Here is a 17,874-nt window from a genome sequence, read left to right on the forward strand (position 1 = left end):
GCTAGTCATTTATCTAGGCTGAGCAAATATCAAAGAAAGCGAGCAAATTGACGTCCAGGCTTTAACGGTTTAACAGGTGCGTTAACTGCTGGCGTACCTACGTATAAGAATCCCACTATTTGCTCATCTTCGGCTAAGCCTAAACCTTCATTAACAACCGCGCTAAAAGCAAAGTCACCTGTGCGCCACACTGCGCCAAGCCCTAATGAAAAAGCCGCTTGCTGCATTGCCATCGTGGCACAACCTGCTGCCAGTTGTTGCTCAAGTAAAGGAACTTTAGGGTGCTGCTGATTTTTGGTCGCGATAGTGATGACCATCGGGGCACGGTGTGGCATATTTTTAGCTTTAGCGATAAAGGCTTCTTCTGCTCCGTTTGCAGTCGCTGCTTTAACAAAAATATCGCCTAACTTATTAAGACCATCACCAGTAGCAATGATAAATTCCCATGGCGTTAATGCACCATGATCAGGCACACGTGCGCCAGCATTAAGAATGAAATCAAGTTGAGACTCTGAAGGAGCAGGTTGAGTTAATCTCGGCGTTGATTGTCGGGTAAGTAATAATTCTGATGCGTCCAATGAAATGTCCTTTTTATCAATCACATTAATTAAATTCTGACTGATACTAACAAAAATCCCACATTGAAGTGGGATTTTTTAATGACTCAATTTATGACATAAAACGCTTTCGAATAAAGTAATCAACGCTAGTGTATCGGCCACCACCCATCATGAGTAGAGCCAGCAACATAAATAAATAGGTAATGGCAAACTCTATACCATTATTTAAGATAACAAAGTTACCTGAGCTAGTAAGCCATTCATAATTACCGTGCTGTTGCAAAATTGACTTCGCAGCAGCCAATTTTTCAGCAGATGCGGCAACATTATCATTCGCAAGCCAAGAACTAGCATCTGCAATAGCTAACCAGCCGTTATCAATGTGAACAGCAAATGCCGCAACCAACATGGTAAACATCATTGGAATAGCCACTAATCGAGTAGCTAAACCAATCAATAATAAGAAACCACCAAATAACTCAGTACCTGCAGCAAGTGCTGTCATCACCTCAGGCATTGGTAGTCCCAATCCCCAATCTGGATTACCAAACCATGCAGCAGTATCGCTAAAATGCGACAACTTATTATAACCTGCCTGCATTAATACCGGCGCAAGATAAATACGTAATGCTAATGGTGCTAAACCTTCAAGGTGTTTTAAAAAATTTAAAAACTGCTGGTAAAGGTTGGTCATATTTATTCCTTAAAATATTCATTCATTACGTCAATAGACCAAGCTTAGTCGATAATTATTTCATCGCAGGTAATTAAAACAGCCAAAAATAGTACCTGAATTATTTTATCTCACTTGAAAGATCACTTAAGTCAGTAATTAGTTCTTCCATTTTACCGGTAAAATGTTGCCTTTGTTTGGCGGATAAACTGCGATTAATATCAATCACCAATTGACCAAATAATCGAGAATTTTGATCAACATGTTGCTGGTAAACCTCTGACTTTAATTCATCTGGTGAGGTCATTAATAAACGCATACGTTGTTCTAATAAGCGTTCATCATCACGCATTTCAATCGCTTGTTGAAACTCTCTTAACCATTCAAGTCGATATTCGAGCCACATATCTAAGGTCGCAATACGCTGTTTATTATACTTTTTAACTAAACTTTGTTGTTCTGTAGATACGCTGCCTAGCCAATCATCAATACGATCTAATATCTTTTCATTGGAATCTTCTAATAACTCTTGTTGTGTCTTTCCTGCATACTTTTTGTTTAAGTCTTTATTATCTTGTTTGAGCTGTTCAATCATGCCATTGGCTTGTTCATCAGATAAGCTTGCAAGGATGGGTAATAAATCAGGTAGGATAAAGTCGAAAATACGGAACCAGTGAGCCTTTGCATCCGTAACTTGTTGCTGCCACATTTCGGGCGTCACAGTTTGCGTTTCAATCGCAGTAGAAAGTGTATTGAGTTGTTGGCTATACCTTAATAATTCATCTTTTTGATGCCAGATGAGGAATTTATCTAGTAGAACATCAAATTGTTTTTGCTGACTCTTATCTAAAGTCACATATTCCTCGACCCGCCATTCTATGGCCCAATCAAGAAAAAAATAACTAAATTTAGTTGAGCAGCCAACTAAAAATACCACCAGCAATATTGGAACGAATGACTTCTTCAACGGACGTTCTCCTTAATCTTGGCTATTGATTAAGAATAATAGTCTTATGATATTAAAGATAGGTATTTGTTGAATAACGTAAAATATGAAGCTTTTACCTCAGCAATATCTGTCAGCTTGTTACCTACAATTGGTGCTTCAGCTTCCTTTCCCGTGTCTTCAACCTCTGTTCCTGCCATCATTAATGCCCAAGCGGCAGCAAACATCCAAAAACAATTAATGATTTGCCTTACATACTGGCTAGCGCCAGCCTTAAGATTTGGTTGCTCAGCAAAATATTGTTTACATAAGCTGGTCACTTGATGCGAAGTTAATTGGTGAGTTGTCAAAACAGAGGCCAAATCAAACATTGGGTGACTGGCCGCACAATATTCAAAATCAATGCATTGCAATTTATCATCGCAAAACAACAAATTATAGGGTGATAAATCTCGATGGCAAAACTGAGGAGCTATCAAGCATGATTCCAAATCAGCCAACCAAGCATTCATCTCAACTTGTCGTTGCTTTAACTGTCTGAACGAACTCTGCCATTGTTGATTTTTTTCAACTTGAGAAATGGTTGTTAAAGACTCGAGGTAAACTTGCCATTGCTGCGTTAAGCTGATGACTTTAGGTGGCAAAGGTAGCTTTGATAACTCGCAGAGTAATTTTAACAGGTGCTCAACGGGGTCAAGTGCTTGTTGTTGCTTATTTTTTAATAGCGTTTGATCCTCTGCGGATTGAGATATTGGATTTAGATGAAAAACAGAATTAACCGGGCGTTCTCGGGAATTAAAGCCGTATTCAGAGTATATAGATGACCAATCAAACCTATCTTGCTTAATAAATTCGCTCAAATAAAACTGTTTATTAGCACTTTTCCAGATCAGCTTTGGCGCTAATTTAACTGCTTCAACCATCTGCCAGCAAATGACTTCATTGTCTCTATCACACCATTGTTGAACATTTTTATTATCACGCAGCACCCAATCTTGATGAAGCATGTGGAGCCGATAATTACTATTGCTTAAACCAGCAGATAGCTTAGTGACGCCAATACAATGTGAACTTATCTCATCCACTAAATTAGACGGCAGTAGTCTTTGAAATGATGCAGGCAATACAGACCAAGGATTAAATTTTTTCATCTATTTCTGCATTTTAGTTCAGGCTCCACTCTTGCTCCACTCTGGCTTTAAAGTCATTCTAAACGCCTTTATTTTGCTAGAGATAAATTAACGTCAAGGTTATCTTGCTGCATTTTCTTGCGCCACATGAAATAACCACTGACAGCCATGAACAGATATAAAATAAGTAAACCAGATGTGAGCATCAAGCCTTTCTGTAAGTATAAATAAATCGATAGTGAATTAATCACCATCCAGTAATACCAATTCTCAATGACCTTTTTCGCCACTAGATAGGTTGTCATCACAGCAAAGCATGTCGTTAATGCATCAAGATAAGGAAACGAAGCTGAGGTATTCGTTGCCATTAAATAACCTACGACTAGAGAGATTATGCTTGTGACGGCAATAATAATTAGATGTGTCTTCAGTGACCAACTGATAATGGGAGAAGCCGTGTTGTGGACATCGCCGGCACCATAACGCCACAACCAAAAACCATAAATAGCCATTGCCATGTAATATACATTCAACAATGACTCCATCAATAATGAGACTTTCCAAAACAACACGGTGTAAATTGCCGTACTGACAAATGCTGCAGCCCAGCACCAGATATTAGTTCTCATGGCGAGAACTAAATATGCGATGGCCAATATGACAGCAACGGCCTCCCAGCCAGTCATAGCGGTGGCTTCAGCGATGGCAGTTTGTATTGATTGAAAAATCTCAGCAAGCATAATAAGGCGTTTCTTTTTCTATATTGAGCGAATTAACAAGTTTTATTCTGTATGGCTTAAATCTAATTCGCCACCGATAAACTTACATACAAAAACAGCCTTGCCCCACTTTTGATGGGCGGCTTCCATTTCTACCGCAAGCATTGACATCACATCTGCATATTCGCCACAGATTTGTGTTGCCATCGCATTGGTTTTTCTTTCAATGTTTGAATAGCTATCAACACGACCAATAAACCATTTAATCGGATCTAAATAGTTTTCGTTAAATGGATACATACTGATTTCAGCAGTTAATTTCATCAGGAATTCCTTAGGTACGTCTCAATTAAAAATACCGCCATAGTCTAGCAAATTATGGCGGTATTTCACTGAAATACGTTGTAAAAATATATTGTTAAAACTATTGTAATTATTAAAGAAAATGATCTTTAACGATTACTCATTAACGCTACATAAACTTCACATCAAGGGTAATACCTAATTGACGAGGGTCGCCATAACGAACATATTGTTTGTCAGCCCAATCTAAATCTGGCTCGTTACCAAAGTAGAAACCTCTTACACCATATTGCTCATCAAATAAATTCCTGCCCCACAGGTATGCTGACCACATTTGTGACTCATAGCCAATGCGAGCATTGAAGATAGTATAAGCATCGGACTTTGATTCATTACTGTCTGAGTAATAAAAATCACTTTTGCCACTCGCATTAAGGTTAGTAAACCAACCTGAATCACTGACATAACTCATACCAGCACTATAGGTAAAGTTAGGCGCATGCGCTTGGTCACGACCTGTCAAATCAATCACGTTGCCATACTTATCGTTATATTGATAATCACCGTATTCAGTTTCTAACCAACCAACACTGCCATAAAACTGAATATTATCTGTCGCATAGTATTTAAAATCAGCTTCTGCACCGTAATTTTTGGCGCTGCCTGCATTTTCTGTATACAGAATAAAGCGCTGCTGATCATCTGGATCTTGTTGTGACGCAGATACTTGCTGGTTTTGACGGTCCATATAAAATAACGCCATATTCGTCGCAACCACACCATCTAACCAAGATGACTTAAGACCTAATTCGTAGTTATATAAGATTTCAGTATCGAACTCTTTTTTATCCGCCAATTCCGGTGGTAATGTCATGTTAAAACCACCAGCTTTATATCCTCGTGCGATTCTGAAATAAGCATTATGATCTTGGTTTAAGCTTTTCGAAATCGCTAAATGACCGCCCCACATATTCTCTGTTGGGTCGAACTCATCGCCGTTACTATCGCTGTATTCACTTTCTCGGCGCTCTAAACGCACACCAGCAGAAAAGACATAACCGTCGCCAAACTGGGTATCTGTTTGAGCAAAAACAGCATAATTGGTTGCTTCATATTCAGATTGTAAAACCTCGTCAGGCCAGCCGTTATATTCAGAATATAAATCATTATCTTCTTTTAGGTTCATACCATATAAACCGAATAACCAATCAGTTGAATCATTAAAGATTCGACCCGCTTCGTTGGAGCTGATCCTAAACTCTTGTGAAATAGTTTTACGATCGCCTTGTTTATCCCATGTGTAATCGTACACACACGGCTCAGTGCCAATAACAGCCCAACTGTCATCATAGGCTGGACATTCTTTAGATGCCCAATATTCAGGGTTAGCCCAGTCACCGTCATAATTATGATGATGATCAGTTTGCGCAAATGAGGTTAACGAGGTGAGTTCAAATTTTTCAAACTGAGAGAAAATAGCTTTTAAACCTACACCTGTGGTTTTTTGAGCATCAACACCTGGGGCATCTGTAATGGTATCAAAACCATTGTTATCCAGTGTCCAAGCATCATAACCATTATCAAAGTTAGCGTGTAATAGGGTTAAATCTAATTGGACATCATCAGATGCGTACCAGCGCAGTTTAGCTCTAGCCGTAAACTCGTCGCGGGCATTGGTATCTTCACGTTCAAGGTAAGTATTATCGCGGTAACCATTTTGAGAATGCTGCTCTAGAGATACGCGATAAAGTAATTTTCCTGAATCAGATAATGGTCCAGAACTGAAACCGGAAAATGTCTGTAAGTCATCGTCGCCCATTGATACTTGCGCGCCATGTTCAAACACATCTGTAGGGTCATTACTTTTTAAATAAATCAAACCCGCTAACGCATTAGCACCGTATTGCGTACCTTGAGGCCCGCGCAAGACTTCAACTTGTTGCATATCGTACATGCTCGAAACCATGCCAATACCAGACAAGTCGATATCATCTACAATAAAGCCAACCGATGAATTAGGTGCGCCCTGATACTCTTCTTGTTCACCCACACCACGGATTTGGAAGTATTTAGGGCGAGAGCTGCCACCAGACCAGTTAAAGTTAGCAATTGAGTTTAAAACGTCTTCAAAATGTTGAGCGCCTTCATCTTGCAATTGTTGACTGTCAATAACGGTGACACTAGATGGCGCTTTTTCAAGTTCTATACTGCTAAAATCAGCATTAACAACAATCACTTCCATTTTTTCAGCATTAGGAGCAACGCGTTCGATATTTTCTGTTTGAGCAACAGCGGAAGTTGATAAAGCAGCGAGAATGGCTATCGCAATAGGCGATTTAGATTTTAATAAAGACATAGGACCTCAAATAATAATTTTGAGATCCGGCAAGCATAGCGAATGAGTGATGTGCATCTGTGACAATCTTGTCGCATTAACTATGTGTTAATTACGCTATGATAAATCAGTTGTCGTAAATAAATGCAGCCTATTCCTACGCCGGTATGAGCCGGATCAGGTTCTAAGGGTTTGTCATTAGACATCTCAGTTAGCTCAATATTGAGTTAACACCCCTTGGCGAGGCGGATTATAAACGATTCAACTTAAGTACGACACTATTACCGTGAACTTTTCATTAACTATTTAAGTACAAATTTATATCACACAGCAATAAAAAATATATAGCGATAAAAAAACACCCAATTAGGGTGTTTTTAATACTCAAAATACAGATTAGTTAGAGAATGCTTTACGCACGTACACATCAAAACGTGTCGCATTGGCATTAGGCGCTAACGCTGTTACTTGCATTTGCTGTTTGCCATGTAACTTTAACGACTTCCAACTTGTGGCCTCATCTTCGATAGTAAAACCGCTGACATCATACCAAGTGAACTTATATTGTAGGCGTAAATCGCTGCCAACTTGGCTCATAATAAGTGCTGAACCTTGTAGCAAGTCCCCTTGAGTACGTACTCTTACTTGCTCAACGGCAACTTCTTGACCAAATGAGTAATTATCCACTCTCGTGACACCATTTGAACCCGCTGAAACCCCTGCTGTGTGATTGGCACAAGCAGACATCATTAATACTAATGTTACAACAACGATAGACAGTTTCATGATTGTTCCTCTGGGTACTATTTTCTTATTAAGAATACTTATTAAGAATACTGTAAAAAATGGCTTATGTTTAATTTACACTTTATTGGTCTAATAAAAAATGGGCTCTAGCTGTTGCTATCAACTGCTTTCTATTAGTTTGCCAACAATTTATCGTTACGTGGGCGACTCTGCGCCCCTGACGAGTAATTTTACACTCTGCAAAGGTATCTTGGTGTAAGCCAGCACGTAAGTAATCAATTGAGAAGTCAATGATCTTAGGTACCTTCTTCGCCTGCATAAATACCATTAATTGCACAATCGCCGACATTTCCATAAAGCCCGCAATAACACCCCCATGGATGGCAGGTAAAATAGGATTTCCGATATTGTCGTCTTTTTGTGGCAATTTAAACACCATTTCATCACCGAAACGGTTAACACTCATGCCAATAAATTGCGTGTACGGCACTTTTGCCAGCAGATAACTGTAATCGTTAAGATCAATAGCACGCTTCACAATATCATGAACGTTTAATTCATCGTCAACGAGTACTTCGCTGTCAGTTTTTGAAGAAGTGCCAGTACTAAGGTTTTTATTAACAGCGAGCTCATCGCTGGTGCTAGTGTCTCCCATTAATGCTTGGCGGAATTCTTCGCCGACCATTTCTGGACTTATTCGCATAAAAGAGCCAACAGCATGAGCAATAGGATCATCAACACTGTCTTGATAAGCAATGGCTCTTGTAAAAGCAACGTTAGCTGATAAACGATAACACTCAGCAATCGCATAAAGTGGCTTATCAGGTTCTGCGGGTTTCATATAATCAACACGCAAATCCAAAGTTGGCGATATCTCTAGAGACTCATATTTAGCTAAAATTGCACTCACAACCGACGTACCTGATGCCGTGTCGATTAACGTAGTTACCACACCACCATGGATAACTCCGGTATCAGGATCACCAATAATATCTTGGCTGTATGGTAGTTCGAGTAACACATGATGCTCACTCGCCTCAAGTACGCTGATGTTCAGGCGGCGACATTGGGCTAACTGGTTCACGAAACGAGTCGCAACTTGCGTTAGCGGAAAAAATTCACTGTTTATTTTCATTGGGTTAGAACTATCCTGCATGATTAAGCATTGAACCTAACGGTTTGCCGCCTACTAGATGCATGTGGATATGATAAACCTCTTGGCCACCATGCTTATTGCAATTCATGATTAATCGATAACCGTCTTCGGCTATCCCCGCTTCATCAGCAAGCTTTGCCGCAACAGACATCATGCGTCCTAAAGCTAACTCATCGGACGCTTTGATATCGTTAGTCGTTGGAATAAGGTGATTTGGGATAATTAAAATATGCGTTGGAGCTTGCGGGGAAATATCACGAAAAGCGGTCACCAACTCGTCTTGAAATAAAATATCCGCAGGAATTTCGCGGCGAATAATTTTACTAAAAATGGTTTCTTCGGCCATGGGTAATCATCCTTATCGTTATTTGTGAGGTGAACTTTACTATAGAGCGCGCCAACTAGATTATCTTATAGTATCAACTACGACCTTTGTCACTCCAGTAAATGTACATTTTAGATTTTGTCGTCTTGTACATATGCATTTGCACATTGGCAGTGATTTTGGCAGCATTGTGGTTCTTCTAGATCGCATTTCTTTTTAGCAACACCAACTTATTTGGAAATTGTTCATGCATTATCACATCATTGCTATCGATCCTAAAGCGCATTTATTTGAAGTCACTCAAACAATTAGCAAAGCAAAACCGCAGCAAACACTGTCATTGCCTTCTTGGTTACCAGGAAGCTACATGATCCGTGATTTTGCAAGAAACCTAATCGATATAAAAGCAATAGATGAAAATGGGCAACCAATTGAGGTACTTCAGCTAGATAAACAAACTTGGCAATGTCAAAACAGCGACAGTTTTATTAACATTTCTTATCAGGTTTACGCTTGGGACTTATCCGTGCGATCTGCTCACCTAGATACGACTCACGGATTTTTTAATGGCAGTAGTGTTTTCTTATGCGCTGAAGGGCTTGAGCAAGAAAAACACACATTAACCATTGAAAAACCAGCATTGCCTGAATTAAGTGATTGGAAACTTGCCACCAGCATGAAACGAACCTCTGGTGAACAATTTGGCTTTGGTGAGTTCTACGCTGGTAATTATGATGATTTTATCGATCATCCTGTAGAAATGGGCAACCTCGCGATTGCCAGTTTTGAAGCAGGCGGCGTACCTCACGATATCGTACTCAGCGGTAAACATCGCGCATCACTACCCCGTTTATGTAAAGACTTAAAGGCCATTTGCGAGTACCAAATAAACCTCTTTGGTGGCAGTGCACCATTTGAGCGATATGTGTTTCTTACCACAGTATTAGGCAATGGTTTTGGCGGTTTAGAACACAGAGCAAGTACGGCGCTAATGTGCTCAAGAAAAGATTTACCTACTGATATGCACCATGAAGTGAATAAAGATTACCGGGTTTATTTATCCTTATGCAGCCATGAATATTTCCACAGTTGGAATGTAAAACGGATTAAACCTGCTGAATTCACCCCGTTTGATTTATCCAAAGAAGCTTATACAGAGCAATTATGGGCTTATGAAGGTATCACATCCTACTTTGATGATTTTTTAACTTATCGCAGTGGCTGTGTCGATCAAACTCAATATCTCACTATGTTAAGCGAGATAATGACTCGAGTGTATCGTTCACAAGGGCGTTTTAAGCAAACCTTAAAATCATCAAGTTTTAATGCTTGGACTAAGTTTTATAAACAAGATGAGAATGCCAATAATGCCATTGTGAGTTATTACACTAAAGGCGCCTTGTTCGCCTTATTCTTGGATCTCACCATCAGAATTGAAACAGAAGGCAAACAGAGTTTAGATGATGTCATGCGCACGCTTTGGCAAGAGTTCGGCGCAAAAGGAGTTGGCACTGAGATTAATACTCACCAACAAATTGTCGAAAGCTTGTTAAATCGCAATTGTGACGAGTTATTTGCTTACCTCGATAACACCCAGGATATCCCGCTTGAGCCTTTGCTTAACCAAGTCGGTATCACACTTCGCCTTAGAGCCAGTGCCGGCAATGCTGATTTAGGCGGTGGAGAAACCAAAGGTTATCAAATAGCATTTGGCGCAAAAACGAAACCTGAATATCTAGGCCTTAAAGTCTTGACGGTTACCCAAAGTAGTCCTGCTCATCAAGCTGGACTGAGCGCGGGTGATTTATTGATCGCAGCAAATAACTTACAAGTTGATGCGCAATTTGAAGCACAATTACAATCAATGAGTTTGGGCGATGAAGTCACGTTAACTTGGTTTAGAAGAGATGAGTTAATGCAAGGTGTTATGACAATTAGCTCTGCAATAACTGATACCGTTAGTCTTGATATCCACGACCAAGAAAAACTGAATATTTGGCTGTAACGCTATAGCCATGACCTAAATATCAAATAAAAATTGAATACGCTTTTATTTCTGAATATAAGACATATTCAATTATTTACAACAATAAAAAAGGTGCCATATAGGCACCTTTTTTTACTGTAAATAATGGAGCTTTAACGTGTGTTAGCCGCGCTTAATTCTTGCACTCACTCTGGCTTCACTGTGGGCTTCTAACCAATACTTTTGCAAAGTTTCATTTTGCAGACCTGTGACAGAATCACCTAAGTTCCAAGCACCTTTCCAAATACCATCTGCAATTAAATGTACTACAGCACTTTCAATCGCTGACACAACACAAAGGCTTACAGGTTCATTTGAGGTGTAACCGACTTCAGCTTCTAGTAAATCTTGAGCGTCAATAAACTTAAATACACCAGCGGTGATTTCTTTTGAAATTACCGATTTAGTTGTAGTAACACTACTTAAAAGGCGACCAGTTCGAATATCAACCGCACGTAGGTTTACAGTAATACTATCCACACGATACTGACCAGAAGCGCCAATACCTAAATATCGCGCGCCAGCACCACCTGTTTTGATGTTAGTGTCATAAGCAACAATACCGCCTTCCATCAATACTTGGGCGCTGTTTAATTGAGGCAGTTTATTTTTATTGCCATTTAATCCAGCACGTAAAATTTTACGCTCGGTTAATAAGTTTTGCAGCCCTTCTCGCTCAACAGGTATAAACCATGCAGAATCATTCAATGATTGCGCTAAAAATGCAGTTCCAGATTGCGGCACAGCAGTTGAAAAGTTACTAGACGGAATTGGTTTATATTGACCTGTTTGATCTCTAAAGTCATAAACTGCAGCAATCATGGCACCTTGAGGAAAAGGCAAGCTGACCAAATCGTAGTAAGTCTCACCTTTTGGCATTAAACTCGATGTTGCGTCTATGTCTGCAAACTCATCATCAACAGAAGAACATGCTGTTAACGAAAGAAGAAATAAACTGACTAAAATCTTATTCATTTTATCCTCCTGTAGACACTAGGCCGCCGACTTCGATTATCGTCGTTTCACCCGTTAGTAGATCTGTAATATGTACGAGTAACGTTCCATCTTCATTAACAACGTTAATTTCGAAATCATCGGTTTTAAGATAACCTTCATTACCATTAGCTGCATCATTAAAGAGTTGAGACATTAACCTAGATTCTAACGAACTTGCTAAACGTTCCAAAGCTGTTGGCGCGACATATCCCGTTCCACCTGAAGATTCAGGCTCATGATCATTTTGAGCAAGTGCATTATTTAATAAATACTGACCATTTAAGTAGCTACCACCAAAAGCCGGATTAACCGGAGTATAAACTAACTGAGTGGCGCTAATATTTGCCGAAAAAACTAACGCCGCGGAGGTAAATAATATTTTTTTCATGTGCGGTCCCTGCCTATATTTCATCGGGAGCTAAGTCTGGGTCTAAAAAAGCTCCCAAAAGCGCCCGTTCATTTTCCTGTTTAATCACTGTGTTAACTCTTTTCGCAGCATAATTTGCTTGATCATCCAAGTTTCTACTGATTGGGGAAACAAAGGTGACGAAAATAGTTTTTCGATTCTGTTGAATCAACATTTTACTACCGCTTCTGGCAGTAGCTTGTTCGATAATAGTAATGCCTGAATGTTTCGTTATTCCGCCAATATCTCTATAAGCCCCGACAAACTGACGATAAAAACGATGCCCAAGACGTGTCATTGCACGATTTAGAATGAGTCCATCGATTAAGTCAGTTTCATCTTTAGGAATAGAATCACTCGTATCTTGAGGTTTTACTTTAATTTCTTTTTGTATATTTTTATCTGTAGCAGAGGTTACAGGCTCTTTAGCATCTTCTTGACGTTGAGCCTGTGTTTGATCAATCACTTCATTTGGAGCTTTATTGATGGTCTCTACTGTATCCACAGATTGAGATACAGAAGAGTTTTCAGCAAGTACGTTGCCTGAAATTAATAGTGTTAAAAACATCAAATTGATGTTTTTCATACTCTAACCTCATGCATATGAGTTTGTGCCCAAGCAATTGCCTGGCCTCGACTTGAAACACCTATTTTTCTAAAAGCACGATATAAATGTGTTTTAATGGTACTTTCACTGACAAACAGTTGGTTAGCAATATCCAAGTTTGTGCTACCTGATAGTAAAGCTTGTAGCACTTCCCTTTCTCTAATCGTCAAGTGCTCACTCTCATCATCAGCAATATCACTCAATAATGATTTATGTAAATCATTCGGAATAATACTTCTTCCTTTCAATATTTCATTTAATCCACTACTAACTTGACTTAATTCTGCATCACAGTAAAAAACACCGGCAGTTGTAGCAGGATGAATTAGAAATTTTGCATCGACTTGCTTAGGAAAGTTTAAAAAAACAGTTTTTACAGCATAATGTTCCCTTTCTATCAATTTTTGTAATTGATAGACCTGCTGTAAGTCAATTGTCGCTAAATCAAATACGACTAGAGAATTTTGATGAGATGACAGTTGCGAACTCATTGTTGCTGGGGTGGCTTTAGCTAACTTCACAAGAAACTCTTGCGGCCAACGACAGTCTAATAAATCAACTAATAACTGAGAACGAGAAACTATCATCCAATTGACAACTTTAAACATTAATTACACTCCATTGTGACTAGATGATTAAATTGAACATGTATTGATAAATCATTTACAAGGTAATCTGACAATCCAAGTACAGATAACATTAACTTGTAAAGCAAAGAGCTAGCACTTAACAACGTACTAGCTCTTGTTAAATATTATCAAGGTAGATATGTAATAACTATTAGCCTAACGGGTGTTTTTACTTACTCCAATAGACGAAAGTATTACGATATTACATGCCTTGGTTAACCGTAATGTTGTTACCCGCACCTGAGGTTACTGCAAATGAGCTGTTACCATTACCTATTTGAGATACCGATACAGTACTACCTGAACTCATGTAACCACCAGCGAATGAAAGGTTGCCTTCACCTGTTTGAATAACTGAAACAGTGTTAGAGTCACCCATTATTGCACCAGCATATGATTCATTTAAATCACCAGTCTGAACTAAATCAACTGTAGAACCTAAATCATCAGTCAAAGTGAATGAATAGTTGTCATTACCAGCTTGAGTAACGTTAACCATATCGCCTGCACCGTACTGTTCGTTTTCAGCGGTATTTAAATCACCAGTTTGGGTTAATGTTGCTTGGTCACCAGCACCAAACTGTTGCGAAGAAGCCATGTTACCTAAACCGCCAGGTGTAGAAGTTTGTACCACGGTAGCAGTATTATCAGTCCCTGATTGTGCCACCCCTGCCTCATTAGAATCTTCATTTTGAGTTACAGAAGCTTCATTATTATCACCTAATTGTGCAGTAACTGCGGTGTTCGCATTACCAGTCTGAACAACGGTAGCCATATTTGAGATAGAGAAATCTTGAGCAGTCGCTGCAATGTTATCGTTACCCGTTTGAGTAATGACTGCAGAAGTATCATCACTACCTGCACCTAACAAATGGTTGTCAGTTCGTTGCCCTATTAATGCATCATTACCTGAGCCAGTTTGATTAACAGTACCGACAGCAGCATTAGAAACAACTTGAACAATCGCAGCTCTATTAAAGCCAGAACCGCCACCATATTGATTAATCGTTGCCACAGCATTATCTGATTGAGTATTTACTGCAGCTGCATAATCATCATTACCATACTGATTAATTGTTGAATTAGCTGTATCACCACTATCTTGAATAATACGACCCCAGTTGTTATCACCCATTTGAGTAACAGTGGCTGCAGCATCAAGGCCGTTATTAAATCTTTGTTCAACTGTTGCTAAGTTACCAGCACCAACTGACGTAATTGTCGCTGTTGCAGAATCTGTTGCGTCATGCTGATAAACACTACCCATATTTTCAGAACCATCTTGGGTAATAAAAGCATGTGAATTAGTGGTATCAGCTTGTTCAATACTTGCAACACTGTCAGAGCCGTACTGCATAATAGTCGCATCATTATCCATGCTATTTACGACTTGCGTTACAGTTGCAGACTGGTTCGTCCCCATCTGCTCAACCCATGCTTCATTATCATCGCTAGATGCATTAACAGAAGATGCTAAAACCGCTGCCGAAACAAGTATTGCTAATTTTGAATATTTCATGTCGTCTTTCCCTTTACTGAATTAAATTAAAGATTTCCTTGGGTTACTTGGTAATTCTTAAAAGCACCCACCTGATGAAACGTTATATCGTGATTTGAGCCTAATTGGTTGATCTCAATATTGTTATAGAAACCAGCTTGGGTTACTTCAGCATTGTTGTAATCTCCTTCTTGATATAAATCGATAGAAGAACCAACCCCACCTTGCCCAACAAACGCTGTATTATTTGTCCCTATTTGCATTATTTGTAATTCTAAATAAGCACCAGTTTGTATTACTTCTGCGCTATTTTCTTGCCCTTGTTGCTGTACATTAAGAAAGTTGCTTTGACCAAATTGATTCACGTTTGCCACATTACCTTGCCCAGACTGACTTACAATCAAGTCATTAGACCAACCAAACTGCGTAATTGTTGCCTCGTTAAACCCATGGGACAATTCATCAATCTCACTGATATCTTGACCTGCAAAACTCGGAAATGATAAGCACAATCCAATAGCACTTAATACGGCCATTTGAAACATACGAAAATTCGCATTATATCCATTGCAGATTGAACACTTATTCAAGGTCATGCTTCCTGCCTCCTTGTTTTTCGATGTATATCAATTATGACTTGATATATGAACTTTTAAATCCGCCCCGAGTATTAAAGGGAGCTATACCAATAGGTTAAAAAAATTCTCAACCCCCACTTTAGTACTAGACTGACAAATAGCACTAATAGAGATAACAAACTGTTATTAAAGGCAAAAAAATTATTGAGTTACTTAAAGGGGATATTACGAAAGAATGAGGAAGAAACTATAGACGGCAAGAAGCATCAAACTTTATCAAACTCTATTGCATTCAAATAAGTCAACTTAGCAGTAAGTACATAACCCATATAAGCAGAGTTGCGCACGTACTTTGCCAGAACTTAATTGGGTTTCTTTGAATAAAAGGAGTGAAGGTTTTAGAGTCGGTTTGACTGGGCGTAGTTAAGGCGTGAATGAACTCATTGGTGTCAACAAAACGTAATGATGGCTCAACTGATAAAGCCTTTTCTAATGCTTTATCCATCCACTCTGGCACCATAGGGTTGGTTTTATACACAGGCACATAGCATAATTTAACAAAATCATTTCGACTATGACACTTGGCTAATTGACCTTTAAAAGGTGGTTCACCCGCTAGCATTTCATAAGCTATGACTGCAAATGAAAATAAGTCTGCCCTACCATCTGATTGATAACCTAAGATCACTTCAGGCGAGGTATAGTCAGCGGTGCCAAGAATTTGATCGCGTTTAAGTGGTGTATTAATTTCAGCTATACCTTTTATATGGCAGGCGCCAAAATCAATAATTTTAACCACACCTTCACGAGTGATAAAGATATTGTCAGGTTTCAAATCTTGATGAAGGGTTTCTTTACGGTGAAACGCACGAATGCCAGTTTCAATTTGTTTTAATAACTGCAGCACATCTTCAACTGGGCCACGTTGATGCTGCACCATCCAATCGGCGAGGCTTAAGCCTTGTAAGTATTCAGTAAGATAATATAACGCTGACTTATTAAGGTGGTGATCGACGACTTTCACCACATGCTGACTACTTATTCGGTGGCCAATCCAACTTTCAAGCATAAAACGCTCAATATAAGCAGCATCATCAATATAATTAACCGATGGGGTTTTCATGCAGCGTTCTTCGCCCAGCTTATTTTGTACAATATACACCTGGCTTCGCTGACTTTGATGAAGCACCTTAGTGACTTCATAATCATCCAGCTTCATGCCAACCTCCATGGGTGGCGGAAATGGACGACTAGACAGTTTTTGGTATACATCATCGATTGCTTGGGTGGGCAATTGTTTTATGCTGATAAGTTGTGCACTTAAATTATCGCCACTGTCCAACTCATAAGCTTTATCGACTAGGTTTTGACAAAAGGTTTCACAGGCATCATCTGTTAATAAAGGGCTACTCTGTTGAAATTTTACTAAACTTTTTAATAATTCATGATCGGTCACCACATCATGAATTCCATCCGTGGTTAGCAAATATATGTCATCAAGCTCAATATTAAATTGTTTGTAATCCACCTCTAAATTGACATCCATCCCTAACGCACGGGTTAAGTAACTGGTAAATTCATTAATAGAAGTACTATGATCACGGCTAAGTTTAACAAGTTGACCTTGGCGAAAACGATAAATTCTTGAATCACCAGCATGTAACATGTGCGCCGAGCAAGATTTAAATACTAATGCGCTGAAGGTACAAACGTAACCTTTACGCGCATCACGATAGTCTTGACCTAACCCATAAAGCCAGCGATTTAATGCTGTTAAAACACGGGTACTGGAAGTCAATACGCTCCAAGACTCAGGTGTTGAATAGTAATCAGCGATAAAGTTAGACACACTAATAGCAGATGCCTTGGCACCACCTTCAGCCGCACTCACTCCATCGCTGATGACACTCACAATTCCTTTTGTCGTTAAGGTCAATCCCGTAGGTATTTTAATCCCAATTGCATCTTCGTTTTCTGGTTTACGGCCTTTGCTCGAGACTTGTCCAGCAAACACTGCTAATGCGCCAGAGATGGGTAATTGTTCTTGTTTTTCTGGGCTAGTTTGAATCGACTTAGATGTGATTTTAGAACGGCTAGTCTCATGTTTTGTCATAGCATCAGTTTCAGACTCTACATTTTGTTTAAGATTCAATTGCATCTCAATCCTTTAAAAGTCTAACACCGTAAAGTGAATACAATACGGTGTTAGCTGTTGGTATAAAAGCTTAAACACTAGGGCC

Annotated in this window: 18 protein-coding genes, 1 pseudogene and 1 riboswitch; of the genes and pseudogenes, 1 reads left to right on the forward strand and 18 read right to left on the reverse strand. The window is 39.2% G+C overall.

What is annotated here, in order from left to right; genetic code table 11:
* Window positions 1-29 precede the first annotated feature (29 nt).
* The 11 genes and pseudogenes from Q4600_RS10925 to hinT all read right to left on the reverse strand — a co-directional run bounded on the left by Q4600_RS10925 (window position 30) and on the right by hinT (window position 8,915).
* Window positions 30-578, reverse strand: a complete 549-nt coding sequence (locus Q4600_RS10925; protein ID WP_102529294.1) for an NAD(P)H nitroreductase — start codon at window positions 576-578, stop codon at window positions 30-32.
* Between the two features lie 91 nt (window positions 579-669).
* A complete protein-coding gene (locus Q4600_RS10930) occupies window positions 670-1,260 on the reverse strand; it encodes a DoxX family protein (RefSeq protein ID WP_303516279.1) in 591 nt (196 codons plus the stop codon).
* A 94-nt stretch (window positions 1,261-1,354) separates the two neighbouring features.
* Window positions 1,355-2,200, reverse strand: coding sequence for a DUF6279 family lipoprotein (locus Q4600_RS10935; protein ID WP_248955361.1), 846 nt, complete (start codon window positions 2,198-2,200; stop codon window positions 1,355-1,357).
* A gap of 44 nt (window positions 2,201-2,244) precedes the next feature.
* Window positions 2,245-3,330 (reverse strand): phosphotransferase, encoded by a 1,086-nt coding sequence (locus Q4600_RS10940; RefSeq protein WP_303516206.1) that lies wholly within the window; start codon window positions 3,328-3,330, stop codon window positions 2,245-2,247.
* Between the two features lie 68 nt (window positions 3,331-3,398).
* Entirely contained in the window at window positions 3,399-4,049 is a 651-nt protein-coding gene (gene pnuC / locus Q4600_RS10945) for a nicotinamide riboside transporter PnuC (RefSeq protein ID WP_303516208.1), read from the reverse strand.
* A gap of 42 nt (window positions 4,050-4,091) precedes the next feature.
* On the reverse strand, window positions 4,092-4,352 hold the full coding sequence (locus Q4600_RS10950; protein ID WP_102529289.1) for a YkoF family thiamine/hydroxymethylpyrimidine-binding protein: 261 nt from the start codon (window positions 4,350-4,352) through the stop codon (window positions 4,092-4,094).
* A gap of 148 nt (window positions 4,353-4,500) precedes the next feature.
* Complete coding sequence (locus Q4600_RS10955) at window positions 4,501-6,687, reverse strand: TonB-dependent receptor (protein ID WP_303516210.1); 2,187 nt, start codon at window positions 6,685-6,687, stop codon at window positions 4,501-4,503.
* Window positions 6,688-6,802: 115 nt separating this feature from the next.
* Window positions 6,803-6,914, reverse strand: a riboswitch (TPP riboswitch).
* A 148-nt stretch (window positions 6,915-7,062) separates the two neighbouring features.
* Window positions 7,063-7,452 (reverse strand): YcfL family protein, encoded by a 390-nt coding sequence (locus tag Q4600_RS10960; RefSeq protein WP_102529287.1) that lies wholly within the window; start codon window positions 7,450-7,452, stop codon window positions 7,063-7,065.
* 82 nt (window positions 7,453-7,534) lie between these two features.
* On the reverse strand, window positions 7,535-8,068 hold the full coding sequence (locus Q4600_RS21180; RefSeq protein ID WP_324295150.1) for a PaaI family thioesterase: 534 nt from the start codon (window positions 8,066-8,068) through the stop codon (window positions 7,535-7,537).
* 99 nt (window positions 8,069-8,167) lie between these two features.
* A pseudogene (locus Q4600_RS21185) lies at window positions 8,168-8,569 on the reverse strand (PaaI family thioesterase); the annotation flags it as partial.
* Window positions 8,559-8,915, reverse strand: coding sequence for a purine nucleoside phosphoramidase (hinT, locus tag Q4600_RS10970; RefSeq protein ID WP_102529286.1), 357 nt, complete (start codon window positions 8,913-8,915; stop codon window positions 8,559-8,561). The pseudogene Q4600_RS21185 and the gene hinT, both read right to left, overlap by 11 nt.
* Window positions 8,916-9,141: 226 nt before the next feature.
* Here hinT and Q4600_RS10975 point away from each other — a divergent pair, with 226 nt between their 5' ends.
* A complete protein-coding gene (locus tag Q4600_RS10975; RefSeq protein WP_303516215.1) occupies window positions 9,142-10,899 on the forward strand; it encodes a M61 family metallopeptidase in 1,758 nt (585 codons plus the stop codon).
* Between the two features lie 144 nt (window positions 10,900-11,043).
* Here Q4600_RS10975 and Q4600_RS10980 read toward each other — a convergent pair whose 3' ends face one another.
* From Q4600_RS10980 to Q4600_RS11010, 7 genes are all read right to left on the reverse strand, one after another.
* Complete coding sequence (locus Q4600_RS10980; protein WP_102529284.1) at window positions 11,044-11,895, reverse strand: CsgG/HfaB family protein; 852 nt, start codon at window positions 11,893-11,895, stop codon at window positions 11,044-11,046.
* 1 nt (window position 11,896) lies between these two features.
* Window positions 11,897-12,304: a curli assembly protein CsgF gene (locus tag Q4600_RS10985; protein WP_102529283.1), complete on the reverse strand. Its 408-nt coding sequence runs from the start codon at window positions 12,302-12,304 to the stop codon at window positions 11,897-11,899.
* 13 nt (window positions 12,305-12,317) lie between these two features.
* Entirely contained in the window at window positions 12,318-12,908 is a 591-nt protein-coding gene (locus Q4600_RS10990; protein WP_303516218.1) for a CsgE family curli-type amyloid fiber assembly protein, read from the reverse strand.
* Window positions 12,905-13,537, reverse strand: a complete 633-nt coding sequence (locus Q4600_RS10995; RefSeq protein ID WP_102529282.1) for a LuxR C-terminal-related transcriptional regulator — start codon at window positions 13,535-13,537, stop codon at window positions 12,905-12,907. The genes Q4600_RS10990 and Q4600_RS10995 overlap by 4 nt, the downstream gene beginning before the upstream one ends.
* A 223-nt stretch (window positions 13,538-13,760) precedes the next feature.
* Window positions 13,761-15,077: a hypothetical protein gene (locus Q4600_RS11000; RefSeq protein ID WP_303516219.1), complete on the reverse strand. Its 1,317-nt coding sequence runs from the start codon at window positions 15,075-15,077 to the stop codon at window positions 13,761-13,763.
* Window positions 15,078-15,103: 26 nt separating this feature from the next.
* On the reverse strand, window positions 15,104-15,652 hold the full coding sequence (locus Q4600_RS11005; protein WP_102529280.1) for a hypothetical protein: 549 nt from the start codon (window positions 15,650-15,652) through the stop codon (window positions 15,104-15,106).
* A 283-nt stretch (window positions 15,653-15,935) separates the two neighbouring features.
* Window positions 15,936-17,792, reverse strand: coding sequence for a bifunctional protein-serine/threonine kinase/phosphatase (locus Q4600_RS11010; RefSeq protein ID WP_303516222.1), 1,857 nt, complete (start codon window positions 17,790-17,792; stop codon window positions 15,936-15,938).
* Window positions 17,793-17,874: the final 82 nt, after the last annotated feature.

It is taken from the genome of Shewanella sp. 2_MG-2023, from assembly GCF_030548905.1.
GTDB lineage: Bacteria > Pseudomonadota > Gammaproteobacteria > Enterobacterales > Shewanellaceae > Shewanella > Shewanella electrodiphila.